At 62.2% G+C, this 24,599-nt stretch carries 24 protein-coding genes and 1 pseudogene; 9 read left to right on the forward strand and 16 right to left on the reverse strand.

Going from position 1 to position 24,599, the window contains the following annotated elements:
* The first annotated feature begins 97 nt into the window (after nucleotides 1-97).
* A complete protein-coding gene (locus DWV00_RS17865; RefSeq protein WP_115534925.1) occupies nucleotides 98-1,174 on the forward strand; it encodes a LacI family DNA-binding transcriptional regulator in 1,077 nt (358 codons plus the stop codon).
* 22 nt (nucleotides 1,175-1,196) lie between these two features.
* On the opposite strand, the gene DWV00_RS17870 is transcribed toward DWV00_RS17865, so the two are convergent.
* The 5 genes from DWV00_RS17870 to DWV00_RS17890 all read right to left on the reverse strand — a co-directional run bounded on the left by DWV00_RS17870 (nucleotide 1,197) and on the right by DWV00_RS17890 (nucleotide 6,458).
* Nucleotides 1,197-2,078 carry a sugar phosphate isomerase/epimerase family protein gene (locus DWV00_RS17870; RefSeq protein ID WP_115534926.1) on the reverse strand — a complete coding sequence of 294 codons (882 nt, stop codon included), beginning with the start codon at nucleotides 2,076-2,078 and terminating at the stop codon, nucleotides 1,197-1,199.
* Between the two features lie 40 nt (nucleotides 2,079-2,118).
* A complete protein-coding gene (locus DWV00_RS17875; RefSeq protein ID WP_115534927.1) occupies nucleotides 2,119-3,351 on the reverse strand; it encodes an NAD(P)/FAD-dependent oxidoreductase in 1,233 nt (410 codons plus the stop codon).
* A gap of 3 nt (nucleotides 3,352-3,354) precedes the next feature.
* The gene (locus DWV00_RS17880) at nucleotides 3,355-3,669 is read right to left on the reverse strand and encodes a non-heme iron oxygenase ferredoxin subunit (protein ID WP_115534928.1); all 315 of its coding nucleotides are present in this window, start codon (nucleotides 3,667-3,669) and stop codon (nucleotides 3,355-3,357) included.
* A 45-nt stretch (nucleotides 3,670-3,714) separates the two neighbouring features.
* On the reverse strand, nucleotides 3,715-4,791 hold the full coding sequence (locus tag DWV00_RS17885; protein ID WP_115534929.1) for a fatty acid desaturase family protein: 1,077 nt from the start codon (nucleotides 4,789-4,791) through the stop codon (nucleotides 3,715-3,717).
* A gap of 191 nt (nucleotides 4,792-4,982) precedes the next feature.
* Nucleotides 4,983-6,458, reverse strand: coding sequence for a sensor domain-containing diguanylate cyclase (locus DWV00_RS17890; protein ID WP_342766989.1), 1,476 nt, complete (start codon nucleotides 6,456-6,458; stop codon nucleotides 4,983-4,985).
* A 147-nt stretch (nucleotides 6,459-6,605) separates the two neighbouring features.
* Here DWV00_RS17890 and DWV00_RS17895 point away from each other — a divergent pair, with 147 nt between their 5' ends.
* Nucleotides 6,606-7,121 carry a hypothetical protein gene (locus DWV00_RS17895; protein ID WP_115534931.1) on the forward strand — a complete coding sequence of 172 codons (516 nt, stop codon included), beginning with the start codon at nucleotides 6,606-6,608 and terminating at the stop codon, nucleotides 7,119-7,121.
* A 90-nt stretch (nucleotides 7,122-7,211) separates the two neighbouring features.
* Here the strand turns inward: DWV00_RS17895 and DWV00_RS17900 are convergent, their stop codons facing one another.
* Entirely contained in the window at nucleotides 7,212-7,628 is a 417-nt protein-coding gene (locus tag DWV00_RS17900) for a MerR family transcriptional regulator (RefSeq protein ID WP_115534932.1), read from the reverse strand.
* A gap of 103 nt (nucleotides 7,629-7,731) precedes the next feature.
* Between DWV00_RS17900 and DWV00_RS17905 the strand changes: the two genes are divergently transcribed.
* Complete coding sequence (locus DWV00_RS17905) at nucleotides 7,732-8,682, forward strand: alpha/beta fold hydrolase (protein WP_115534933.1); 951 nt, start codon at nucleotides 7,732-7,734, stop codon at nucleotides 8,680-8,682.
* 21 nt (nucleotides 8,683-8,703) lie between these two features.
* Here DWV00_RS17905 and DWV00_RS17910 read toward each other — a convergent pair whose 3' ends face one another.
* The gene (locus DWV00_RS17910) at nucleotides 8,704-9,195 is read right to left on the reverse strand and encodes a L,D-transpeptidase (RefSeq protein WP_115534934.1); all 492 of its coding nucleotides are present in this window, start codon (nucleotides 9,193-9,195) and stop codon (nucleotides 8,704-8,706) included.
* A 137-nt stretch (nucleotides 9,196-9,332) separates the two neighbouring features.
* Nucleotides 9,333-10,190 carry an oxidoreductase gene (locus tag DWV00_RS17915; RefSeq protein ID WP_115534935.1) on the reverse strand — a complete coding sequence of 286 codons (858 nt, stop codon included), beginning with the start codon at nucleotides 10,188-10,190 and terminating at the stop codon, nucleotides 9,333-9,335.
* Nucleotides 10,191-10,309: 119 nt separating this feature from the next.
* On the opposite strand from DWV00_RS17915, the gene DWV00_RS17920 reads away from it, so the two are divergent.
* From DWV00_RS17920 to DWV00_RS17930, 3 genes and pseudogenes are all read left to right on the forward strand, one after another.
* Complete coding sequence (locus DWV00_RS17920) at nucleotides 10,310-11,281, forward strand: LysR family transcriptional regulator (RefSeq protein ID WP_115534936.1); 972 nt, start codon at nucleotides 10,310-10,312, stop codon at nucleotides 11,279-11,281.
* 52 nt (nucleotides 11,282-11,333) lie between these two features.
* Nucleotides 11,334-11,801, forward strand: coding sequence for a hypothetical protein (locus tag DWV00_RS17925; protein ID WP_115534937.1), 468 nt, complete (start codon nucleotides 11,334-11,336; stop codon nucleotides 11,799-11,801).
* A gap of 179 nt (nucleotides 11,802-11,980) precedes the next feature.
* A pseudogene (locus tag DWV00_RS17930) lies at nucleotides 11,981-12,250 on the forward strand (inorganic phosphate transporter); the annotation flags it as partial.
* A 66-nt stretch (nucleotides 12,251-12,316) separates the two neighbouring features.
* On the opposite strand, the gene DWV00_RS17935 reads toward DWV00_RS17930, so the two are convergent.
* Nucleotides 12,317-12,661: a DoxX family protein gene (locus tag DWV00_RS17935; protein ID WP_115534938.1), complete on the reverse strand. Its 345-nt coding sequence runs from the start codon at nucleotides 12,659-12,661 to the stop codon at nucleotides 12,317-12,319.
* A 2-nt stretch (nucleotides 12,662-12,663) separates the two neighbouring features.
* Nucleotides 12,664-13,587 (reverse strand): NAD-dependent epimerase/dehydratase family protein, encoded by a 924-nt coding sequence (locus DWV00_RS17940; protein WP_115534939.1) that lies wholly within the window; start codon nucleotides 13,585-13,587, stop codon nucleotides 12,664-12,666.
* Between the two features lie 130 nt (nucleotides 13,588-13,717).
* Here DWV00_RS17940 and DWV00_RS17945 point away from each other — a divergent pair, with 130 nt between their 5' ends.
* Nucleotides 13,718-14,323 carry a TetR/AcrR family transcriptional regulator gene (locus tag DWV00_RS17945; protein WP_115534940.1) on the forward strand — a complete coding sequence of 202 codons (606 nt, stop codon included), beginning with the start codon at nucleotides 13,718-13,720 and terminating at the stop codon, nucleotides 14,321-14,323.
* 47 nt (nucleotides 14,324-14,370) lie between these two features.
* Here DWV00_RS17945 and DWV00_RS17950 read toward each other — a convergent pair whose 3' ends face one another.
* The 6 genes from DWV00_RS17950 to DWV00_RS17975 all read right to left on the reverse strand — a co-directional run bounded on the left by DWV00_RS17950 (nucleotide 14,371) and on the right by DWV00_RS17975 (nucleotide 22,347).
* On the reverse strand, nucleotides 14,371-14,610 hold the full coding sequence (locus DWV00_RS17950; RefSeq protein WP_220274710.1) for a hypothetical protein: 240 nt from the start codon (nucleotides 14,608-14,610) through the stop codon (nucleotides 14,371-14,373).
* Between the two features lie 288 nt (nucleotides 14,611-14,898).
* Entirely contained in the window at nucleotides 14,899-16,926 is a 2,028-nt protein-coding gene (locus tag DWV00_RS17955) for a putative bifunctional diguanylate cyclase/phosphodiesterase (protein ID WP_181885503.1), read from the reverse strand.
* Nucleotides 16,927-16,930: 4 nt separating this feature from the next.
* Nucleotides 16,931-17,494 carry a heme NO-binding domain-containing protein gene (locus tag DWV00_RS17960; protein WP_342766990.1) on the reverse strand — a complete coding sequence of 188 codons (564 nt, stop codon included), beginning with the start codon at nucleotides 17,492-17,494 and terminating at the stop codon, nucleotides 16,931-16,933.
* Between the two features lie 296 nt (nucleotides 17,495-17,790).
* On the reverse strand, nucleotides 17,791-19,653 hold the full coding sequence (gene ilvD, locus DWV00_RS17965; RefSeq protein ID WP_115534943.1) for a dihydroxy-acid dehydratase: 1,863 nt from the start codon (nucleotides 19,651-19,653) through the stop codon (nucleotides 17,791-17,793).
* A gap of 244 nt (nucleotides 19,654-19,897) precedes the next feature.
* A complete protein-coding gene (locus tag DWV00_RS17970; RefSeq protein ID WP_115534995.1) occupies nucleotides 19,898-21,163 on the reverse strand; it encodes an MFS transporter in 1,266 nt (421 codons plus the stop codon).
* A 128-nt stretch (nucleotides 21,164-21,291) separates the two neighbouring features.
* Nucleotides 21,292-22,347, reverse strand: coding sequence for an ABC transporter substrate-binding protein (locus DWV00_RS17975; RefSeq protein WP_115534944.1), 1,056 nt, complete (start codon nucleotides 22,345-22,347; stop codon nucleotides 21,292-21,294).
* Between the two features lie 151 nt (nucleotides 22,348-22,498).
* Between DWV00_RS17975 and DWV00_RS17980 the strand changes: the two genes are divergently transcribed.
* Together DWV00_RS17980 and DWV00_RS17985 are read left to right on the forward strand one after the other, a co-directional pair.
* Nucleotides 22,499-23,164: a response regulator transcription factor gene (locus DWV00_RS17980; RefSeq protein ID WP_115534945.1), complete on the forward strand. Its 666-nt coding sequence runs from the start codon at nucleotides 22,499-22,501 to the stop codon at nucleotides 23,162-23,164.
* Complete coding sequence (locus DWV00_RS17985) at nucleotides 23,151-24,548, forward strand: sensor histidine kinase (protein ID WP_115534946.1); 1,398 nt, start codon at nucleotides 23,151-23,153, stop codon at nucleotides 24,546-24,548. Before DWV00_RS17980 ends, DWV00_RS17985 begins: the two co-directional genes overlap by 14 nt.
* Nucleotides 24,549-24,599 lie beyond the last annotated feature (51 nt).

A 24,599-nucleotide genomic window follows, 5' to 3' on the forward strand; every position in this document is an offset into this window, starting at 1 on the left:
CCGAAAGAGCCGGATCGAAGCGGCGAATGCACAGCGAGGACGCCCGGCGGGCTTACCCGAAACTAGGCGCTAGAGACTGGAGAAAGGAGACACTCAGATGACCGACGCGACGTCGCCGCGGCGCAAGCGCACGGCGCGCTTTGTCGAAATCGCCGAAGCCGCGGGCGTGAGCCCCGCCACCGTCGATCGCGTGCTCAACGAGCGCGGCAGCGTATCGGCCGCGATGCGCGCTCGCGTGGTTGCGGCAGCGCGGCAACTCGGCGTGCCGCGCGTGCTGCCCGACACGCGGCACGGGCTTGTGCATATCGACGTGCTGACGCCGAACAACGACACACCGTTTTTTCAGCGGCTGAGCCTGGCATTGCAACGCTCGATGCAAATGCTCGACAGGCGCATCGTCTTGCATCGTCAAGTCCTGCCGGAGGCCGACGACGCCGTCATCACGCGCGCGATTCTCGAGCCGCGTTACAAGCGTGCCGCTCTCGTCGTGACGACACACGATACGGAAGCTGTGCGCGGTGCCTTGAACACCGTCATCGAGCGTGGCGAATCGGTCGTCACGATGGTGACCGATGTGGCCGACGTAGCGCGCGTGCACTATGCGGGGATCGACAATTCCTGCGCGGGTCGAACCGCGGGGTATTTCGTCGGCCGGCTCGCTGCCCGCCCCGGCAAAGTGCTGCTGTTGTGCAGCCGCAAGGACTATCGCGCGCACGTCGATCGGATCGAGGGCTGCCGAGAAAAATTGTCCGAATTCGGGCACTTGATCGCCGAAGTCGAGCCCGTAGAGACGTACGACAACCCCGACGCCTGCCATCGCGCGGTGATGCGCGCGCTGAAGCATGGAGATCTAGTCGGGATCTACAACAGCGGATACGGTTCAGCCGGGATCGAGGCGGCGCTGCAGAAGGCGGGTGCGGCCGGCAAGGTCGTATGGGTGGGCCACGAAATGCTCGATCATCATCGACGCTACATCGAGCAAGGCACGATGGATATCGTCATTGATCAGGACCCTGACGGGCAGGTGTTTTCCGCGCTTCAGCACGTGCTCAATGCGTGCGGCGTGGTCGATGCTCCCGTGCAGCCGGGGCCCGTTGAGTTTCGCGTCTTCTGCTCGGCCAACGTACGACGCAGTGCTTATCTCGTCGAAGACGTTTCGGGCCCGGCTCGATAAGGCGGGGCTCCCGCGACTCGGCTCAAACCGACGACGGCTCGCCGGCTTCCTTCGAACGTAGGAGGCCGGCCGCGTCGCCCCCCTCCCACAATGCTTGGATCCAAGCCTTGAGCATCAGCGATTCGGCCCAGCGGTCAGTCGTATCGTTGCCGTCCGGCCCGATGATCGCGTACGGCTGTGGGCCCAACTCGCACGTGAATGAAAGCGTGTCATGCTGGCCCGCGCGGCGCCGCCACGATTCCATGCCGTAACGCCACCAGCCAAGGAACAACTCCACCCACTTGCGATGCGGCGCGAACGAGATCTCGATCTGCACTTGCTCGCGGCTCGCAATGCGGCCATGAAGCGCCCACGCGTTGTCGAGGATGCGATGAATGAGCGCGTGGTTCTCGTCGGAGACCGGCCACGGAAATTCGCGTCCGACGAGGAAGTGCGAGAGATCGGCAAGCAGCATCAAGTCGGGCCGTGCGTCGAGCAACTCCAGCGTGAAGAACAAATCCGTCGTCATTCGATCGCGATGCGTTTCGATATAAACGGGAAAATCGACCTGCTCGGCCAGGCGGCGCCAACCGTCGAGCAACGCTACCGCTTCGCGCACCGTCCTTGGTCGCACGTCGGGCTGAAGATCAATGTGGTGAACGCCGAATTCGGCAGCAATCTCGAGCACGGGCTGTAGATCGTCGACCGTGTGAGGAAAGCACTGCCCCTCGGCCGCCAGACCATAGTCCTTGCGCAGTTGCGCGAGACGTTTGACGCTGTTCCGATCGGTGTAATGCGCGCTCACGCCGTCGAATCCGCCCTCGGCGATCAACCGCACATTCTCTTCGAGCGTCCGCTCGAATCCGTCGGTATGACGGCGCTCCATCGCCCATAGCGACTGCATGACCAATAAGCGTTGGCTCATCTCGCCTCCGTCGGCGTCTGCATCTTGTTCTTGTGTTTCGTCATAGCAAGCCTTTGAGTTTGACCTCGACGTTACTCAGTTGCCCCGGTGTCACGGCCGCGCTGCGTTCGACGAGCATTCGCGCCACCCGCATTTCTTTGGCGAGCGCACTCGTCAATCCGAAGCCACTGGCCGCCACGAGCCCTCCATTGGCATCCAATTCGAAATGAATCTGCGCACCGCCTGCGAGCGTCCTGACGACGGATTGTCGGCCGAGCGCCGGCTCGCCCGCCACTTGCAGCTGATGGTCGTACTGATCGGACCAAAACCAGGGCAACTCGCGATAAGCCTCTCGCTCGCCGAGCATGTTGCGCGCCGCCAAGCGCGACTGCGTCTCGGCGTTGTGCCAGGTTTCTTGTCGAATGCGGTGGGTGCCGAACCGGCTCGGGAACAACGCGACGTCGCCGGCTGCGTAGACGTTCGGGGCCGATGTCTCGAGCGTTTCGCCGACGATAATGCCTCGATCTACCTGGATGCCGGCCGCGCGAGCCAGTTCGTCGGCAGGCTGGATCCCGATGCCGACGATCACCGTATCGGCCACCAGCCTCTCCTTCCCGCCGAACATGACGGCAAGCGTGCCGTCTTCGAGCGGCTCGATCGCATTCGGCGCCGAGCCGAGCAGGCATTGCACGCCATTGCGTTCGTGTAATGCTTGCGCGTGTGCGGCGATGGTCGCCGGCACCGCGCGGCCGAGCAAACGCGAACCGCCTTCGACGACAACGACGTTGCATCCGCGCGTGCGAGCCGAGGCCGCGACTTCGAGCCCGATGAAACCGCCGCCGATCACGACAACGCGGGCCTCCGGCCTGAGTCGCGGCTTGATCTTCAGTGCATCGTCCAGCGTTCGCAATCGGAACACGCCGGGCGAATCGGCACCGGGAATTGTCAGATTGCGAGCGTGGCCGCCCGTCGCGATCAGCAACGATTCGTAGCGAATCTCCCTGCCGTCGTGCAAACGAACGACACGTTCAGCCGTATCGAGCGAGCGCACGCTAGCGATCAGATGATCGATCGCATCCTCTCGCCAGGCATCGCGTGAACGCAGCGGCAAGATCGCCGCCTCGTCGCTATCCGTCAACACGGCCTTCGAGAGTGGCGGCCGCTCATACGGGAGATGCGGCTCCGCGCCGATCAATGCGATGCCGCCTCGCCAGCCGGCCTCCCTGAGCGTCTGCGCGGCACGACCGCCTACGTGGCCCGCCCCAACGATGGCCATCACCCGGTCGTCGCTCATGACTCAAGCCTCGATCTCGATGAAAACGCGCCCGTCCTCCACCTTCGCCGGATACGTCTTGAGACGCTCGCATACAGGCGCACTGAGCGGGCGGCCGTCGCGCACGTCGAAGCGGCCGTTGTGCTTCGGACATTCGATCACGTGGCCGATGACGAGGCCGTCGCACAGATGAACATGTTCGTGAGTGCAGAGTCCGTCGCTGGCATAAACCGCGTCCTCTACGCGATAAATCGCGAAGGTGCGGCCGGCGTGATCAAAGCGGACGACATCCTCGTCGTCGATTTCATCGAAAGCGGTGGCGTCGATCCATTGCGTCATGGTTTGTCTCCAATCTGAGTCGATATTGATTCGATATCCCTTCGATCACGACGCTTCGGGTATCGGCCGCGCGACGGAATGCGATGGGTCGCGTGTTTGGCGAATCAGCGCGGGGATGATCTCGGCATAGGCCGCAAGCGTGCTCGGATACGGAGCGGGCATGTCGGTCTTCACCGTTTCATGCAAACGCGGGAGTGCGTGGAACGGCACCATCGGAAACATGTGGTGCTCGATGTGATAGTTCATGTTCCAGTACGCGAATCGGAATACCGGATTCATCATGACGGTGCGGCAGTTCTTGCGATGGTCGAGGACGTTTTCCGGCAGGCCCGCGTGCTGCGTCATGCCGAAATAGACGTACAACCAAGCACCGTAAAGACTGGGCAATCCGATATACAGCAGCGGAAGAATCGAACGGAACCCGATGCAAGCGACGATGACGGCGACATAGATCAGCAGGCTGATCCGTGCCTCGCGCACGACTTTAGGCCGCTCCGATTCCGGCACGAACGTTTCTTCTTGCTCGCCGATGCGGCCGAATGCGGAGGAAACCATCTTCGGCAATTCACTGGCCACTTGCTTGAGTCCGACGACGCTCAACAGCAGGCCGCCCCATTCGGTCGGCCTTGGTGCGGCGATCTCGGGATCGCGTCCGACGATCAACGTATCGGTGTGATGCCGCGCGTGGCTCCAACGCCAGACCGTCGCGCGGCGGAACACTTGGAACGAGGCGACTTGATACAGTGCGTCGTTCATCCAACGGGTTTTGAATGCGGTGCCATGCCCGCATTCGTGCCAGCGCGAATCGGCCGGACTGCAATAGATCGTGCCGTAGAGAAAGAACGCGGGAATCGCCCAGAGAGAATGCGCATGCCAAGCGATCCAGGCGAGGATGCCACTGGCGACGATCGCCGCATACCAGATCAACGTATCGCGAATCGCGCGGCTGTCGCTGCGCTGCATGAGCGCTTTCATCGTTGCGCGCGGTACCGCACATTTGTACCAAACTGCATTGACGAGCCCCGCTGCCTTGGCAGCCTCGCCGGCGCCGCCGATCAACCGGTAGGCTTGGTGGCGAGCCCGCGCATCGGCTTCACGCGAGGGTGTTTCGGTGGTCGGCATCCTATGTCTCCTTGGCTGGATGCGTCGCTCGCTTCCGAAGCGGCAACGCAGCATTTGCCTCAAACATAGGGTCCCGCTCGATGGCGCTCAACGGAAAAATTGACGAAATATCGTCAATCGGGGCGTTGTCTAGGGCGTGGGAGCAGGTCCCCTGCCGATTCTCGCCCTATTTCGCCGGAGGTCAGAGCCGGCTACACCGCATACGCCTCGACGCAGTTTCTTCCTGCGCGCTTCGCGCGATAGAGTCCGCGGTCGGCCTCTTCGAGCAACTCGCCCGATGTCTCCGGCCCCCGCGGCCCCGAGGTAGCCGTGCCGATCGAAACCGTTACGCGCCCCTTCGGCGAGTGCGGTGCATCGATGTTCAACGCTTCCACCGCGCTGCGTAACGACTCGGCAACATCGGCGGCCGCGCTCGTATTGCAGTTCGGCAGCACGACGACAAACTCCTCCCCGCCGAAGCGCGCGACGAAATCCCATTGCCGCCTCAACCCGCCTTGCAGCGTCAATGCGACCGCCTGCAGGCATTCATCGCCCGCGCGATGCCCAAAGTTGTCGTTGAATTGCTTGAAGTAATCGATGTCGACCATGAGAACGGAAAGCGGCCTGCCCGCATTGACCGCCATATCGAGCAACTCGGGATACTGCGCGTTGAAGTACTGTCGATTGAAGGTTTTCGTGAGCCCGTCGCGCACCGACGTCTCCATCAGGGACTCATGAGCACGATGCAAGCTTCGATAGAGATGGCTGATCTCCCAAAGGAGCATGCCAAGCACGGCACTGGACGCGCAGACCGCCGCGATCCGGGCGGCGTACCAGCCTACGCTGTAACGGGAACCCGCATGCAGCGTCAGCAAGACATCGACGGAGCCAGCAAGTAGCGCAACCGCCAGCCACAGTTGAAGCATCGTGCGCAAGCGCGTCACCGCCACGAGGCCGAGCAAGGCGCCGACGTTCAAGCAGACGACCGCGATCGCAACCGGGTTTTCCGCGAGCTTTTGATAAGAGCCGCCCGCGATCAGATCGGGCAACCATGTCACGTGCTCGAGCGCGATGTCGCAAGCCGCGGCGGCGACGATTGCCGCGCACGCTATCAGGCCCGCCGCGATAAGCCGTCTGTAAGCGATCCGCTGCGACCCGCGCGGAAAAAAGCGGCGAAGAACGAGCGAAGCCACGACGAGCCCTGGAAAGCCGCCGTGCCAGAACACCCACATCCACACGGCCGATTGAGCCCCGGCACCCAGCAACCCCGAAGGGGTGAAGACACCTGGAAACGCGAGCAGTTGAACCACGACGGAGATTGCGGCGTACAAGTAAGCACCGCTGAGCGCCGCGTACACGGGCCGCCCCGACACGACGTACTGCGTGTAGAGAAGATGCGCCGTCAGGCCTTCGGTCAAGAAGACAGCCATGCCGAACATCGGTAGGAACGGTTCCACTACCGGAGCCGCGATATTTGCGCGTGGCCAAACGAATACGGCACCGACGATTAGGAACACACCAACGATTGCGGCGATGATTCTATGCCGCGGTGTGGATGGCGCGTTGAGCAGATAGCTGGTCGTCAAAATTGATTCAGGGCAATGAAAGACAACGCGAGAAATGCCTGCTTCGATGCTATCACCAAAGCATAGGGCACTCGCAATGGGATGCGAACCCGCATAGGGCACGCGTAAGCGATTTGGAAGCGCACTGATGCGGCGGGCGCTTTAATCTTGGCTTAAGCCTGCCCTCGCATAGTTATCTCTGACTCCTTCCAGGAGCCGTGCTTTCGTGGTTGATTTTCTAAGCTCTATCGATCGCAGGAGATTTCGATTATGAAATTTCGTTCGTATATGGCGGTATGTGCGCTCGCGCTGATCCCGGTACTCGCGCTGGCAGGACAAGCGAGCGCCCAATCCGCCGCGCAACCGATGTTCGTCAACGTAAATGGTCAAGCCGTGCCGGTGAAAGCCGAAACGCACATGATCCAAACCGCCGCTGGCCCAATGAAGGTCAGCTCGTGGAGTTGGCACAGCCCGCACGGCGGCGCCAGCTTCGAGGTACAAACGAGTACCGGCGGTATGCCGCCGGCATTCGCATTGCAGCAAATGCGGGCCATGCAATATCAAATGCGCGCGGCACAGGTGCAAATGATGGCGATGCAGCAGCAGATGATGGCGCTGCAGCATGCGGCGTTTGCTGGGACATTTGCGGTGCCGGCGCAGCAAGCTGTCGTGTTTTCGGCGCCGATGTGGGCGATGCCGGAGCCGGTGGTTGTCGTGGTGCCGGCGCGGCGGGTTGCGCCGCCTGCTGCCGTCGTGCCTGCGAAGCCGGCGGGGATCAAAGCCTGAGGGCTGCACGCAACCCGCTTCGGGCCGATCGCGGCCAGTTGATAGCGCCTCATGTAATCGAAGGGTTACGTGGGGCGTTTGTCGTGATGCCTACCTCGAAAGCCGTTCTCGTGGTCCACCTACGCGTCTCTCCCGACCATCGAGCTGCAATGCCTCGTTGGCGTCGATCGCATCAAGCAGACTCGCGACAACTCGTCTGCTCTCTCCGAGGTCACGCAGCCTGACGTCGAGCTTATCGACTTCACGCCGCAATGCTGCACGGGCTTCGGCGCACGGATGGAAAACGGGCGTAGCGCCGAGGACGCAGGGCAGCAACAGGCGGATGCTGCTGATCTTCAAACCGGCTGCGCTGAGCACGCGGATGCGGTGTGCCGCATCGACCTCTTCAGGACCGTAATCGCGGTAGCCCGAATCGGTTCTCTTCGGTTTGAGCAGACCTTCGTGTTCGTAATAGCGCAGCATCCGCTCACTAATGCCGGTGCGGCGAGCCAGTTCCCCGATACGCATGACATCTCCTAAACGATACGCTTGACTTTGACACCACTGTCAGAGTTTAGCCTTTTTCAAGCGGCGGGATTGCCCGCCGCCCAATTCGCAAAGGGACTTGCTCATGACGCCAGCCAATGACACGTTTGACGGAACGTTTCCGTTTGCACCGCGCTTCAGCAACGCTGCCGGCTTTCGCATGCACTATGTTGACGAAGGGCCCGCTTCTGGGAAGGTCATCCTGTGTCTCCATGGCGAACCGACCTGGAGCTATCTGTTTCGCGATCTAATCGCGGCACTGTCGGGCGGCTACCGCGTGATCGCGCCCGATCACATGGGATTCGGCAAGAGCGAGACGCCGGGAGATCGCACGTACTGGTTGCGGGATCATATCGACAACATCGAAAAGTTCGTGCTTGCCCTGGATTTGAACGACATCACGCTTGTCATGCACGACTTCGGCGGCCCAGTCGGCATGGGGCTCGCCGCGCGGCATCCTGACCGTATTCATCGAATCGTAAGCACGAATGGCCCGACTCCGTTCGGTCAGGCCACATTGTTCGATCGCTTGAGCGCGAATGCTGCAGCTTCGCCATGGTTCCAGTGGATCGTTCGCGCCGAATCGCAAGGCCGCCTCAAGCCCGTGCTGGACGAACTGGGCTTCAATATCCTGAGTACATTGAAGCTCAACGGCTTCGAAAACCATACGCGTATCAACGATACTTGGTTGCGTGCCTACGGTTCACGGTTTGCTGTACCGGCCGACAGTGCCGGAGCGATCGGCTGGGCCCAAGGATTCGCGATCGGGGCGCATCGTTTTGAAGTTCCTGACGCTGCCGCGCTCGACGCGATCCGGTCGAAGCCGGCACTTGCAATTTGGGGCGATGCCGACCGAACGTTGGCCGCGGAGCACTTTCTCCCGCTGTTCAACGAGCTGTTTCCTCTGGCACCGATCCACCGGCTCACTGGAATCGGCCATTACAGTCTCGAAGACGCGCCGCAAGAAATCGTCGATCTGATCGAGGCATTCTTAAAGGCTACTGACGCATCCTCAGACGGGGTCACTGCGCGCTAGATTCACGCCGCTCCGCCCACTTCACTCTTCAATGAGGATCGGGGTTCCAGTTTCGACCAGTTCAAACAACTCCACAACGTCCGCATTCCGCATTCTTATGCAACCGTGAGACGCTGCGACGCCCATCGGCTCGGTATCGGGACAGCCATGAATGTAGATGAAGCGTCGCATCGTATCGACCTTCCCTAACCGGTTCTTCCCCGGCTCGCAGCCGCTCAGCCAAAGAATGCGCGTCAATATCCAGTCGCGGTCGGGGTAACGCTGTGCGAGGTCAGGAGAGTAAATTTCGCCGGTCGCCCTACGCCCTATAAACACAGCGCCAACCGGGCATGAAGCACCGATCTTCGCCCTAACGACATGACGGCCGCGGGGCGTGCAGCCGCTTCCCATGCGCTCCCCTGCGCCATTTCTCGCGCTGGAGATTTGATAAGTTCTCACAAGCTGGCCCTCACGCATGAGGGTCAGTGTTTGGCGAGTGAGGTTAGCAATGAGCGTTGACGTAGACCGCTTCATATCTTGCAGCGAACTAGAGCTTCAATAGATAAATTGTTGCCGAACTTCAGATTCCTGTCCAATTCCAATGCTTGAAATTGGCCGAACGCTATCCCACGCGACCGGCCGTCGCCGCTTTCGCCGCTCGGGCGCATCACTCACGCAGAAAAGTCCGTCGACGCCGACAAATCCTTCCACATTTCCGTTTCCTGCGTCACATAAGCGTTTTTCGCGGCGATGGCAGCCAGCGTGTCCGTGCCAAGCGGTAAGCGCAGCGGCGGGTTCGACGCGTCGACGAGCGTGACGAGCGCAGCGGCGAGCTTCGTCGGGTCTCCAGGCTGGTTGTGGTTCATCTGCACGGCCTTGCGGCGAACCGCGCCCGAGGTTTCGTCGTAATCGCCGATCACGTCAGGCGCAACGACCAGTGAGGTCGAATCCAAAAAGTCCGTCCGAAAATACCCTGGCTCGACGACGGTCGCGTGAACGCCTAGCGGCTTCAACTCGGCATGCAGCGCTTCCGTGATGCCTTCGACGGCGAACTTCGTCGACGAGTACACGCCGAATCCGGCCCCGGCTCGATAGCCGCCAATCGATGAAATATTGATCACGTGGCCCGAGCGGTTTGCACGCATCGTCGGCAGCACAGCACGCGTGACGTTCAACAGGCCGAATACATTCGTCTCGTACATGCGGCGGACGTCCTTGTCGGCGGATTCCTCGACCGCACCCAGCAGACCGAAGCCCGCGTTGTTGACCAATACGTCGATGCGGCCGAATTTCTCAACCGCCAACTGCACTGCCTTCCTTGCCTGGGCCTCGTCCGTCACGTCCAGCGCAACCGGCAGCAACGCAGCCGATTCGCCGAGACGCTCGACGATAGCCTGGACGTTACGTCCCGCGGCCACGACCGCGTTGCCATCCGCGAGCGCCGCTTCGGCAATCAACGCGCCGATCCCTCGCGATGCGCCGGTGATGAGCCATACGCGCTTGAAGCCGCCTTGTCGAACCTCAACCATGATGTCTCTCCTACGTGTGTGATGAAGTGATGCCATGGTAAGCGTGATGATTAACACCAACTAGCCGTATATTGTTTGAGTGATAATCAACGTTTATTTGCGAATCAGGGGCCCCGGGAATGAACGAAATCCGCGCGATCACCACTTTCGTCCGTGCCGCGGCGCTCGGAAGCCTGCGCGGAGCGGCGGTCGATCAAGGCATCTCGCCGCAGGCCGCGAGCCACGCGGTGATGCAATTGGAGAAGGAACTGGGCGTGCGGCTCTTTCATCGAACCACGCGCAAGCTAAGCCTGACCGAGGAAGGTCAAAGGCTTCTCGACAGCGTGGAGCCGGCGCTCGCCACCCTATCGTCCGCGCTCGACGAAGCTCGGCGCTCGAAAGAGGACGTGGCTGGCATACTGCGCGTAAGCGCGCCGCGCGCATTCGGGCTGCCAGTGCTATGGCCGTACTTCGAGGAATTCCAGAGGCTCTATCAGAAGGTACAACTCGAAGTGCAATTCGACGATCAATTCACGGATCTCGTCACCGATCGCTCCGACGTCGGATTCCGCGGCGGACCGCCGCCTTCGGGCGGCTCGATCGCACGCCGGCTGGTGCCGATTCAATTGATCGTGTGCGCGTCGCCGGAATATATCGAGCGCAACGGCGCGCCGCGGACCATTGAAGAACTCGCACAACATCGCTGCACCGGGTATAGGCGCGCAAACACGGGCAAGCTCGCGCAGTGGCAGTTTCGTATCGGGGATGAAATCGTCTACCGCGACGTGCCCGCCGCAATCTGTGTGAACGATACGGAATTGGAAACGCAGGCTGTGCTTTCAGGTCTCGGCATCGGGCAACTGGGTAGCTTCAACGCCACGGCTCATATCAGAAGCGGGCGACTCGTTCCGTTACTGATGCAGCACGTCACCGAATACGGCACGATCTACATCTACTACAAACATCGAACTCAACAATCGCTGCGAGTGAAGACGTTCATCGATTTCATGGTTGAACGCATGGCGGGCAATCGAAACTTCTTCCTCGATCCGTCGGAGCTTCGCGCTATGCAGCAGCCTCCGCAGAAACGTTCAGCGAAGCGGCGGGGGTAATTGCAGCGCGCGTGCTAGCCTAACTGTCTTTTCTGCATGGAGTGAACTTGCGATGCCGATTGTCGTTGGGTTATTCGCGCTGATCGCGCTAATCTATGGCGCAGTACAGGCGTTCCATGCGATACAGGCGGCCTTCGGGCTTGCTGTCGCGCTCGGCGTGGCGGTGCTGGTCGCGCTGCTGTTGGTTGCCGCTGTTGCCTACTGGTTGCGTCGCCGCCGGCAGGTCGCGGCGAACGTGCACGGCAACGGCGATTGGACTCATGAACTCAAAGGCGCGTGGGGATTGGTGCGGCTCGCGGCGGCGAAGCGCTTCTGGGAGATTCATGTCGGCGACGAGCGCGGCGCTTATATTTTTGCCGATCTGCTCGGCGCCGAAGTGCGGACGGGCGAGGGGAAGACATGGCTGGCGGTCAAGGTCACCGATCCACGGCATCGCGAATGGCTCGTACCAATGGCGCGCGAAGGTCAAGCGAAACAGTGGCAACGCATCTTGCTGTTGGCGAAAGAACAGAAGCTTTGAAGCTTGACTCTGAATATGACTGACAAATAACCGATAAAACCGATAATAGAACGTCATAATTCCTTCACGGTGCGCCACGAGGAGCAGTTGTACGTTAGCAGACTCGTGGCTACGGGAGGGCGATCAGTGAGCGTGCCCGTAGCGCCAGGCTGATCATGCTGATCCTGATCGGCACCGTGCCGAAAATCGGCAAACAGCACCTGACCTACGGCCAGGGTGCGTCGGCGGAGGTGGTCGCGATGTTGACCATCGGGGCGGCGGATGCATACGGACTACCCGTATCGACCACGCACGTTTTGACGTCCGGTGTTGCCGGCACGATGGCGGCGAATGGGTCTGGCCTTCAATGGAACACCTTGCGAAGCCTGCTACTGGCTTGGGTGCTCACGCTGCCGGCGTCGATCGCATTGGCCGCAATGCTCTATTGGCTGTTTCGAGTAATGTCCTGAGCGCTGCTTGCCGGTCGAGATCTAGGCTTAGCGTCTCGAGTTCGCTCGCCTGATGGCGAGGAGCCTTCAACCGCGAAGCGCCACAGTCACTACAACGAGCGCCGAGAAGATCAGCGCCGGGGCGAGATGCCCGAACGGCTCCCGATTTCGTACCAATGTGAAGAGCGCGCCGATCATAATCGCACCGGCCAGCGTCAGGCCGAAGACCCTGGTTTGTTGTCCAAGAAGAAGCGCTGCACTGAACAGCTCTAGAGCGCCACAAACCAGACGAAACCATGCCGGGTAACCCCAGCGCGCAAAGTCGCGCTTCGCCGGGCCGCGTCCTGCGAGATTGACCACCCCCGCAACCGCAAACAGAACCGCTACGATCGTCGGGAGAATCGATTCGAAAGATGCCGTGTTTAGCGCCATCGTCATGCTCCGTTGCGTGGCTGAAAGTGCTTGGGTACAGAGAGGTCCGCAATGAGGCCGGGGCCGTCGGGTTCCCATCCAAGAACTTGCCGGGCATGCTGGCCGCTTACCGTCTGGTCGAGCGCCAGTGCGTCGGCAAATGGCCCCAGCGATTGGCGAGCGCCGTCGAGCGGCCAAAATTCGACACCGTCGGCGCCGACCGAGGCCCGAATCGCTTCGCCCATTTCGGCAACCGCAACGGCATCTTCGGCGACCACGTTGATGATCTGTCCGGTCACTCGATCGTCCCCGCTTGCCATCCGTTCCACCGCGCTCAGATATGCCGTGGCGAGATCATCAACGTGCACGGCGGGCCAGCGATTGCCACCATCGCCGACGATTCTCACACGGCCGGTCTGATGGACCATGCCGGCGAGCATGCCGAAGACACCCCCGCCGTAGCCGTGCACCATCGCCGGCCTGAGAACCACCGCAGCAATCGAACGATTCGCTGCTAGCGTCCGCACGTGCTGCTCCACTGCCGGCCGCCAGGCGACGAGTGGTGTCGGGTTCAGCGCCGATGCTTCAGTCGCGGGCTCCCCCGCCGTATTGCCGTACACCCAGGTGCCTGACGTATAGACAAACGCCGCGCCCGGACGCAACTGCGAAAGCATCGCCACAACCGCGGCCTCATCGGTAGCCGCGGCGGAAGCATCGTTGGTCGACGCGGCGTGCACCACGCTATCCGCAGCACCGGCGGTCGCCGCGAAAGACTGTGGGTCACGCAGATCGCCGGTATGCAGTTTCACGCCGAGACGTGCTAGCGCGTTCGCAGCCGCGGATCTCTCTTCACGTACCAGCGCCGTCACCTGATGGCCGAGGCTGATTGCCTTGCGCACGACCGCTTGCCCGATGTAGCCCGTACCACCTGTAATGAACAGTTCCAAAGCATTCTCCCCAACGATTGCCTGCGATGTTGAACAGCCACACAAACGAGACCAATCAGTCTCGTTTCAGCAAAGGTAAACGAGACCACCCAGTCTTGTCAACGTCCAAGCGATCTGTTATTTATCGGGCATGAACACCCCCTCTTTCCCCGACCTGAGCCCACTGCAACGCCGTAAGCGGTCTGCAATCCTCGATGGCGCAAAAGCCGTTTTTTTAAGCCAGGGGTTCGGCCTGGCCACGATGGACGATGTCGCGGCGGCCGCCGGCGTCGGCAAACAGACGGTCTACCGCCACTTCAAGTCGAAGGAGGCACTCTTCGTTGGTCTCGTAAGCTCGATGTGCGCTCAGGTGGGTGGGTTTCTTGCCGGCGCTCAGGACGAGCAATCCGATGGCTCGCCAGAAGTCGAGTTGCGCGCATTGGGAGGGGCGTTGGCCCAAATCCTGATCGAGCCGGATTATCTGCGGCTTTATCGGGCCGTCGTGGCTGAGGCCGAGCGTCTTCCGGAACTCGGCCAGGTGTTTTACGAAAATGGTGCGAAGGTCGTGCGTGCCTTCGCCGCGAAAATTCTGCGAGAGCGATTTGATGAATCGACTGCTGCATTGCGCGCAGCGACATTCGTTCAGTTGGTGCTAGGTGACGCGTATCTGGAACTGTCGATAGGCTTCACGGTGCCCGATGCTGAAGCGCGCTTTGCGCTGCAGGTCGACGAGGCGGTTGCGGCTGCGCTTCGCTAAGGATCGTCTGCGTCTATCGATCGCCTTGGCGGACAAGGGGGCCCTCGCTAGGCCCCGGATACCACGCGGTAACGCGTCAGATTCACCTTCGCAAGATCGATCAGTTCGGCGCCGCGCCCGTCCATCACCGCCTTCATCATGAACAGGCCAAAGTGCCAGGCTTCATCGACGGTGGTCTTGGGCGGCATGATCAGTTCCTGCCGCGCGCTGACCACGTCGACGAGCGCCGGGCCGTCATGCGCGAGCGGCAGCAACACCGAGAGCGTGTCCTTGACCGTACCGATCAAGCCGAGATCGAGCGAGCAGCGGTTGCCGAGCGCTTCGGGGCGGACGTCGATCTGCGTGATCTGCGTGATCTGCGCGATCTTCGCAATCGGGAACGCGCCTCACATGTCGAGGTTGGTGGGGATAGCTGGTCGCCGCTTTGCTTCAATCACACGACAATTCATCGCAAGCATCATCGCGCGTCGCGCTTCGCTTGAGGCCGTTCACACGCTGATGATAGTTTGGGCCGCTTGCAGAGCGGGTATTACATAAGACGGCGGGCAATCAAGCTCGGGGTTAGGCCCCTGCGACTATCTCAGTGGAGTACCGGGACCGCGATGGTTTTGCGCGAGCAAGGCTGCGGCGGCCGCGGCCGGTTCAAGCGGCCGAAAGAAATAGTAACCCTGCGCGTACCCGCATTCGAGTTCAGCGAGACTCGCCACCTCGCCGGCGGTTTCCGGGCCTTCCGCGACGACGTCCATTCCCAGCGCGCGGGCCAGCATCGTGATCGTCTCGAGGATGTGACGATTGTCCGGGTTCGCCTCGAGGCCGCTGACAAACGAACGGTCGATCTTGAGTGTGTCGATCGGCAGGCGTCGCAGATAGCTCAGCGATGAATAGCCAGTGCCGAAATCGTCGAGACTAATCTGTACCCCCAGCGCCCGAAGACCATGCAGCAGTGCCACGGTACGTTCGGTATCGACCATCGCGGTGCTTTCCGTGAGCTCGAGCTTCAGGGACGCAGGCGGCACGCCGGTGGCCTTGAGCACCTGCTCGACGTGGTCGACGAAATCCCCCTCGCTCAACTGGCTCGCCGACATGTTCACACTGATGCTCAATGGCGATTCTCGCGGGAATTCGTTTTGCCAAAGCCGAATCTGCCGGCAAGCCTCGGCCAGCACCCACCGCCCGATCGGACGGATCAGCCCGGTTTCCTCGGCCACCGGCAGGAACGTCGACGGCGCGATGACACCACGCGCCGGATGGCGCCAGCGCAGCAACGCCTCGAATCCGCAGATCGTGCCGTCTCGCAGCAGCACGATGGGCTGGTATGCGAGCATCAACTCGCCGTTGGCAATCGCCTCGCGCAATTCCGCCTCGAGTTGAAGCGCTGCGCCCGCCTGCGCCCCCATCACATGATCGAACACCTCGCAGCCGCCCCGGCCGTTTGCTTTTGCACGGTACATCGCAATGTCGGCGTCGCGCAGAATATCTTCCGCGGCACGATAACCGGTCGTGCTCAGCGCGATACCGATGCTCGCCGAAGTAACGAGCTTATGACCGGCCACCATGAATGGAACAGCCAGCGCGCGCTGTACGCGCGCGGCCACTCGCAAGGCGGCACTCGCCTCGCGGACTCCTTCGAGTAGAACGGTGAACTCGTCGCCCCCCAATCGCGCGACGATGCCTTCGTCGTACGACGGCAGGCTATCGTCGCGCTTGCGGCCTCCGTCGCGCCGCACGCAGCCAGCGAGCCGACGCGCCGATTCGACAATCAGCGCATCGCCGGCCAGGTGTCCGAGGCTGTCGTTGACCGCCTTGAATCTATCGAGGTCGAGGAACAGCACCGCGAAACCGTAGTCGCGGCTGTGCTGGCTATGATCGAGCACCAGTTGCAGTCTCTCGAAGAGCAGCGCGCGATTCGGCAGGCCCGTGAGCGCGTCATGGAACGCGTCGAACATTAGCCGATCGTTTGCACGCTGACGCTCGACAACCCGGCCGAGCTGCGTGCCGACTTGCGCCATCACACGCAGCAGCACGGCATCGGGTTCCGTGACCTGAGCAGCGAAGAACTCGAGTATCGCGACCACTTCGGTGCCCACCAGCACCGGGAAGCCGAACGCGGAATGCAGCCCGGCGATCTGCGCGGACATGGCCCTGGGGAAATCGGCGTCCACGCCGATGTCGCGGACCCATGCCGGCGCACCACTGCGCAGCACGCGACCGGGCAACCCGAAGTCGGCCGCCTCGCCGAACACGAGCGTCGCGTCTTTGAAAGCGGCGAAACGACTGCCATCCGCGAGATGCCAGACGCGCGATGAAACGGACGCCGGTTTGCCGTCGCCGTCACGGTCCACGTGGAACGCGTGCCCGACCGGCCATTGCGTATAGTGGCAGATCTGCTGGAGCGCCAGTTCCAGCGCGTCGTCGATACCGACGGCCTGATTGGAGGCCGCCGCGATCGACTCCAGCAGTGCGATTTCCTGCTGCCGCTGGTAGAGCTCCCGCAACCCGTGCTCAGCGATCGCCTCAGCTTCCAAGCGCGCCTGCCGCTCACGTTCGAACCGGCGTTTCAGGCGGGCAATTTCACCGTCCAGAGACCGGTTGACTGTATCCATTACATCAAGGAGAAAGGGGTTCGAACCGCAGATGCGACACGCACCGACTGTCGCCATCATGCATGCAGCGTACATGCCGGTATTCGAGGCGCTCGCCGTAGTGATCGGCCGCCCCTTCAATAAAGCCGTGCGCCAGTGCGCACAGCCGCCGCGCGGACTGGTAGCCCATGACCAGTTCACCCGGCATTCGGGTATCGAAATCGAACTCGGGCGTGTCGGCGCCGGGATACAGCTTGCGCACCTCCGGATGGATGATGTCGTTCAGCGTGAGCACGAAGCTGCGGGTGGTGCTGTGCCCGGCGAAAAACCCGGGATACTTCCGCGCGAGCAGCGGCATCGCGCCGCGTCCGGCCCAACGCAAAACGTCCGCAGGCGGCAGCGCAAACCGCTCCGCCGCGGCAGCTACCAGTCGCGTGACTTCCTCGTCGGGGTAGCTGCCGAGCGACGTGTACGCACCGGTCAAGCCGGTCGAGTCGAGCAAGTCATCCCAAGTATCCTCGCCATGCTCGCGGCAAACGAGTTCTTCCAGCAGGTTAAAAACGATTCCCTTCATACGAATCCAGATCATTCGAAGCGGCGGCAGCGCAGACGATAGCGATGCGCCAGGTTGCCCCTTGGTCGGCACAAAGACGGCGCTGCCGAGGGTCTCCTCTTTTCATAACGGCAGAAAACGAGACACCTTGAGGCGATGGAGTTCCGCCCCCTGCGCGAAGGGAGGATCATCGCCCGCGAGACCGGAAAGGGGCAAGAAAATCCGAGTATGGGCGATCGAATATAGAACGTGGGCGAGTGCAGCTCGAAAAAAAACCGCCGGTATTGCCGACGGTTTTCGTTTCAAGCTTAGCAAAAACTAACAAATAACCTTCACTTGCGCTTCAACTGCGTAACATCCCGCACAGCCCCGCGATCGGCCGACGTCGCCAGCGCGGCATAAGCCTGCAACGCTTGCGACACGACACGCTCGCGATTCTCCGGCTGCCAAGCCTTGTCGCCGCGCGCTTCCATCGCGGCTCGACGGCGCGCCAACGCCTCGTCCGTCACCACCAGATGCATCTTGCGGTTGGGAATGTCGATCTCGATCACATCGCCCTCTTCCACGAGCCCGATCGTGCCGCCCTCCGCCGCTTCCGGCGACGCGTGCCCGATCACGAGGCCCGACGAGCCGCCCGAGAACCGGCCGTCCGTGAACAACGCGCAAGTCTTGCCCAGGCCCTTCGACTTCAAATACGACGTGGGGTACAGCATTTCCTGCATACCGGGCCCGCCCTTGGGCCCTTCGTATCGAATCACGACGACATCGCCCGGCACGACCTGATCGCCCAGAATCGCGTCAACGGCCGCGTCTTGGCTTTCGAACACGCGAGCACGCCCCGAGAACACCCACTGCGATTCGTCGACACCCGCCGTCTTCACGATGCAGCCCTTCTCGGCCAAGTTGCCGTAGAGCACCGCCAGGCCGCCATCCTTCGAATAAGCGTGCGCTTTATCGCGGATGCAGCCCTTCGCGCGGTCGCTATCGAGTTCCTTGTAAATCGATTCTTGACTGAACGCGACCGTCGTCGGAATCCCGCCCGGCGCCGCACGGTAGAACTTGCGCGTGTCTTCGCTCACGTCGCCCACGACGTCCCACTTCGCCAGCGCATCGCCTAGCGTGCCGCTATGCACGTTACCGCACGACAAGTCGAGCAGATCCGCACGAGCCAGCTCCCCGAGAATGCCCATGATGCCGCCGGCACGATGCACATCCTCGATATGGAATTTGTCGGTCGCGGGCGCCACCTTGCACAGGCAAGGCACCTTGCGCGAAATGCGATCGATGTCGGCCATCGTGAAATCGGCACCGGCTTCCTGCGCGGCCGCGAGCAAATGCAGCACCGTATTCGTCGAACCGCCCATCGCAACGTCGAGCGCCATCGCATTCTCGAAGGCGCGCTTCGTGGCGATGTTGCGCGGCAGAACGGAGGCGTCCTCTTCCTGATAGTAGCGGCGGCACAGATCGACCACCAGACGGCCGGCCTGCTCGAACAAGCCCTTGCGCCATGCATGCGTCGCGACGATCGTGCCGTTGCCCGGCAAGGCAAGGCCGATCGCCTCGGTCAAGCAATTCATCGAATTGGCGGTGAACATGCCCGAGCACGAGCCGCACGTCGGGCAGGCGCTGCGTTCGATTTCGGCCACTTCGGCATCGCTGACCTTCGGATCCGCAGCTTTGATCATCGCGTCGATCAGGTCGATCTTGGCGATGACCTGACCGTCCGTCGGCGACTTGACTTTGCCCGCTTCCATCGGGCCGCCCGAAACGAACACGACGGGAATGTTCAGCCGCATCGCGGCCATCAGCATGCCCGGGGTGATCTTGTCGCAATTGGAGATGCAGACCATCGCATCGGCGCAATGCGCATTGACCATGTACTCCACCGAGTCGGCGATCAGTTCGCGCGAAGGCAGCGAATAGAGCATCCCGCCGTGACCCATGGCGATGCCGTCGTCCACGGCGATCGTGTTGAATTCCTTGGCCACGCCGCCGGCCGCTTCGATTTCCTTCGCGACGAGCGCACCCAAGTCCTTCAGGTGCACGTGGCCCGGGACGAACTGCGTGAACGAGTTCACGACGGCGATGATCGGCTTGCCGAAATCGTCGTCTTTCATGCCGGTAGCGCGCCACAAGGCGCGGGCACCGGCCATGTTGCGGCCATGCGTCGAAGTGCGTGAGCGGTAATTGGGCATCTGCGTCCTCAGGTATTGCGGCGTCGACTTTGGAATTGCGTCAGGGCCGGCAAGATCGACGTGGCCAGCCGTGACGGCAACCCGGTGCCCAGCGGGAATCCCCCGCCGGTACACCGTGTGCATCGTTAATCGTCCGAATACTGAAAGATTCCCGGTAAGACGTCCAATATATTTTTTCTACGGTTTTAAGTCGTAACGCGTATCAATACTTCCAGCCGGCCAGGGCTGCACCACCCGTACACGGCTACCCTCGAGCCGGTACGGCGGCAATCGCGCGTTCCGAACGAACCCACGCGATACTCGCGCCAAGGCCCAGCACGGTCAGGCAAACGATCGGCACGATCATCGGGCCGAATGCGGTGCCGGTGACCTTGCCCGCGAACGGCATCAGATTCTGGCCGAAGAAGCCGCCCAGATTGCCGATCGAATTGATCGCCGCGACGCTGGCCGCGGCACGCGCCCCCGTAAAGTAGCGCGGCGGCATCGACCAGAAGCACGGATACAGCAGGGGAATGCATGCGCCGCCCAGCACGAGCGCGATGAAGCGCAACGGCGTGGACGGCAAGACGAGACTCAACAGGAAGCCGACCACCCCGCAGGCCGCGACGATCGCGATCGCTCGCAAGATGCTCTTCGCGCGGCGCAGCTTCGCCGGCAGGTAGATCAGCAGCAGCACCGACAGCGCCCACGGCAACATGCTCAACACCCCGTTCGTGCCGCTCGATACCCCGAAAGACTTCACGATCGTCGGCAGCCAATAGGTCACGCCATACAGCGACGTGGACATGAGCATATAGGTTGCGGCGAACAGCATCACGCGCGGATCGAGCAGCGCCTTCCAAGGGTGAGCGTGCTCGGCATGCTCGGGCTTCTCGCGCTCGAGCGCCGCGGCGACGATCTGCTTTTCCTGTTCGTTGAGAAATCGCGCCTCCCGGTACGACGCCGGCAGCACCTTGAACACGATCGCGGCGACCAGAACGGCGGGCAGCCCCGTCGCGATGAACACCCATTGCCAGCCTGCCAGGCCCAACACGCCGCTCAGGCTCAGCAACCATCCGCCCACGAGCGATCCGAGCATGTTCGCAAGCGCGCTGCCCAGCGTGAAAATGCCGAGCACTCTAGCCCGATAGCTTTGCGGGAACCAGAGCGTCAGGTAGTAGATGACGCCGGGGTAGAAGCCGGCTTCAGCGACGCCGAGCGCGAAGCGCAGGCCGCAGAACGTTTGCATCGACGTCGTGAAGCCCATCAGCACAGTGATGGCCCCCCACGTCAGCATGATGCGGGCGAGCCACAGGCGCGCGCCGAACCGATGCAGCGCGAGCGTGCTCGGCACTTCGAAGAGCAGATAGCCGATGAAGAACAACGAGGACGCGAGACCGTATGCGGCCTCGGTCATATGAAGGCTGTGCACCATCTGCAGCTTCGCGAAGCCGACGTTCTGCCGATCGATGAAAGAGATCAAGAACATGACGACGAGAATCGGCAGCAGGCGGCGCGCCATCTTCGACATGACCGCGCGCTCCGGCGCGGATTGGTGTTCGGGGACTGGGGTTTCGTTCACTTAGTACTCCTCACGGTTTTGGGTTATTCGAAGGGCAGCCTGCGCGATCCGCGGCGCGCGGTGAAAGCGTTATGAGGTTATGACGCCCGAAATTCGCTCAGCTCGGCCACGAACATCTCGTTCCATGTGCGCGGCTTCGCCTTGATCGTGCCGACTCTATATAGAAAGTCGACGAATTCCATCAGTTGATCGGGAACGACGGAGAACCGCGTTTGCGGCGCGGCCAGCATCTGCATCACACCCTCGCGCGACAAGCCGAGATCCGACGCGGACGCGGCCACATAGACCGACGCCGCGGCGCCCGGGTCCTGTGCGATCAAGCGGTTCGCTTCGTCGAGTGCGCCGAGGAAAGCCCGCGCGAGCGCAGGCTGGGCATCGACGATCCGTTTCGGCGCGAACACGACGTCGAGCGTCAACGGGCCGAGCACGTCGTTCGAATCGACGACGCGATGAATGCCCGCCTGGCGCAATTCGAGGGTCGAGAACGGCGGCGATCCGAAATGCGCGGTAATGCCGTTCTCGCGATGAACCAGCGCTTGCATCGCCTCGGGATGCGGCAGATTGACCGTGATGGAGTCCAGTTGCGCGAAGTGCCGCGGTCCGAGCAGCTTGCCCGCCACCATCTGCAGCACCACGGCCGACAGCGAGGTGCGGATTCCGGGCACTGCGATCCGGTCGGACGGGGTGAAGTCGGCGAGCGACTTAATCTGCGGCCGATTGGTATTGAGCGACAGCGACGTTGTCGACAACCCGCTGATGCCGATCACCTCGACGTTCGGAATGCCGCGCGAGCGCGCCCATAGTTCGATGAAGCCCGGCGCGCCGGCCGCGGCGAAGTCGAGCGAGCCGGCCATCATGGCATCGTCGATCGAATTGCCGCCGTCGAGCAGCACCCAATCGACGCTGACGTCGCGGATGCCCTGTCGCGCGGCGTGACGTTCGAACAACCGCTGCTTCTCCATCACGAGCAACGGCAAATACAGCAGGCCATATCCCTTCGAGATCCGCACGGCGGGCGGCTTGGACAGCACCAAGGCCGGAGACAGCGCGGCGCAAAGGCCGGCCACGGTCAACGCGCGGCGCTTGAGCGAAGGCGTCGTGCCATGGCTCCCGTTGCCCACCCCGTCGTGCATCGTGTCGTCTCCTCCGGTATCGGCGCGGCGATTGCCGCTTTATGCTTCGCAAGATTATCGGGCGAGTCTGAGAAAATGCTGACATCGGCTCCCCGGGAAAACCCGTAATCGAACGAATGAACAGATCGAACAAATCGGCAGGAACGGCATCATGCGCATTTTGGTCGTAGAGGACGACGCGGAAATCGGCGCGGCGATCCAAGCCCGCTTGACGCGGCTGGGGCATGCGGTGGACCGCGAAACCGATGGGGCAACGGCGAACACGCTGTTGCGCGTCGAGCGTTTCGACCTCGTCGTGCTCGACGTGATGCTACCCTCGATGGACGGCTTCGCCGTGCTGCGCAATCTGCGCGCCGCCGGCAGCGTCACACCGGTGTTGCTCGTCACCGCACGCTCGGCGATCGACGATCGTGTGAGCGGCCTCGGCCTCGGTGCCGACGACTACCTCGTCAAGCCGTTCGACTACCGAGAACTCGAAGCACGCGTGCAAACGCTCTTGCGCCGCAATACCGGCCATGCGAGCAACCTCGTTCAAGTCGGCGGTCTTGCGATCGACCGCAGCAGCCGGCTCGCCGAACTCGACGGCAAGCCGCTCACGCTGTCGCGCCAGGAATTCGCGCTGCTCGAAATCCTGGCCAGCCGGCCGCAGCGCATCTTTTCGAAGGAAGACCTGCTGAATCAACTGTTCAGTTTCGGCAACGAGCCGACGACCAACGCCGTCGAACAATACGTCACCCGCGTGCGCAAGAAGCTGCAGGGCAGCTCGGTCGAGATACGGACGGCACGCGGCATGGGGTACCAGATTGCGACGCTTTGACCTGTTTCGAAAAACCCTGTTCGGCCGCACGCTGCTGTTCATCGCGCTGATCGTCGCATCGGGCGCGGCCGCCCTTGCATTGATCGCCCGATACTACGCCGGTGTCGCGTCGGAGCGTGCCTACGATCAGCTTCTGGCGGGCGCAACGATTCAAGTGGCCGAAGACCTCTACGTGCAAGGCGGCGTGCTCGCGCTGAACCTGCCCGTCGCGGCGCTGTCGACGCTCTCGCGCTACGATCTCGTCTATTACCGAGTCGTCGATTCGCGCGGCGTCGTGGTGGCCGGCTACGGCGATCTGCCGAGTCCCGCGAACAGCTTGGCGGCACGAAGCGGCCCGCAATTCGCGAACGGCACGTATCAAGGACAGCGCGTTCGCACGGCCACCCTTGCCCGCTATCTCCCCGAGGAGCACACGCCCGGATGGGCCGTCGTCACGGTCGCGCAAACGACGCATGCGCGGCAGCAGTTGACGAACGACATGAGCTTCAAAGTTTGGACGCTCATCTTGCTGATGAGCATCCTCGCGATCGGGGCGAGCGGCCTCGCCATCCGGCGCGGCTTGCGTCCGCTGGCACGGATCGAGACGATCATCGCGGCGCGCGATCCGGCCGACCTCCGGCCCGTGGCCGCCGATACGCCGAGCGAGATCAACGCGATCATCGGCGCCATCAACGGCCTGATCGGCAGACTCGCCGAACGCATGACGGCCATGCAGCGCTTCATTGCCGATGCGGCGCATCAGATGCGCACGCCGATCGCCCGCCTCGATGCGCAGATCGAATTGCTCAGCGGCGAGCACGATCCGGCGCGCTACGCCGCTCGGCTCGACGCGTTGCGCGCGACGTGCTCCGATGTCGGGCGGCTGACCGGGCAGCTGCTCAATCATGCGATGGTGATTCATCGCACCGAAGCCGTGCCGCTGCAACGGGTGGAGCTGGTCGGACTCGCCAAGGAAGCGCTCGGCCGCACGATCCCGCTCGCCGACGAGCGCGACGTCAGCGTCTCGTTCGATACCGACGCGCCGCAGGTGTACATCGACGGCGATCCGATCGGCTTGCAGGAAGCCGTGTCGAACGTGCTGCACAATGCGCTGCTGCACGGCAAGGCGGACGATATCGCCGTCTCCGTTGCGGCATCGGACGCCTTCGTGACGCTGACGGTGAGGGACAACGGCCCCGGCATTCCGCGCGAGCACTGGGAAGCCGCGCGGCGTCCGTTCGAACGCTTGGGACAAGAGAACGCCATGCGCCGTACCGGCTCGGGGCTCGGCCTCGCGATCGTGCAAGAAGTCATGAAAGCGCACGGCGGACGGATCGGCTTCTCGTTCCCAGCCACGGGTGGATTTGCCGTGATCCTTACATTTCCACGCGCGCCAACCGTATAGGCGGTTGTAAGGATGCCTGCGAGCCATCCTCGATCCTTGGGGGCGGAAGCG

The organism is Trinickia dinghuensis (assembly GCF_003367175.1).
Lineage (GTDB): Bacteria > Pseudomonadota > Gammaproteobacteria > Burkholderiales > Burkholderiaceae > Trinickia > Trinickia dinghuensis.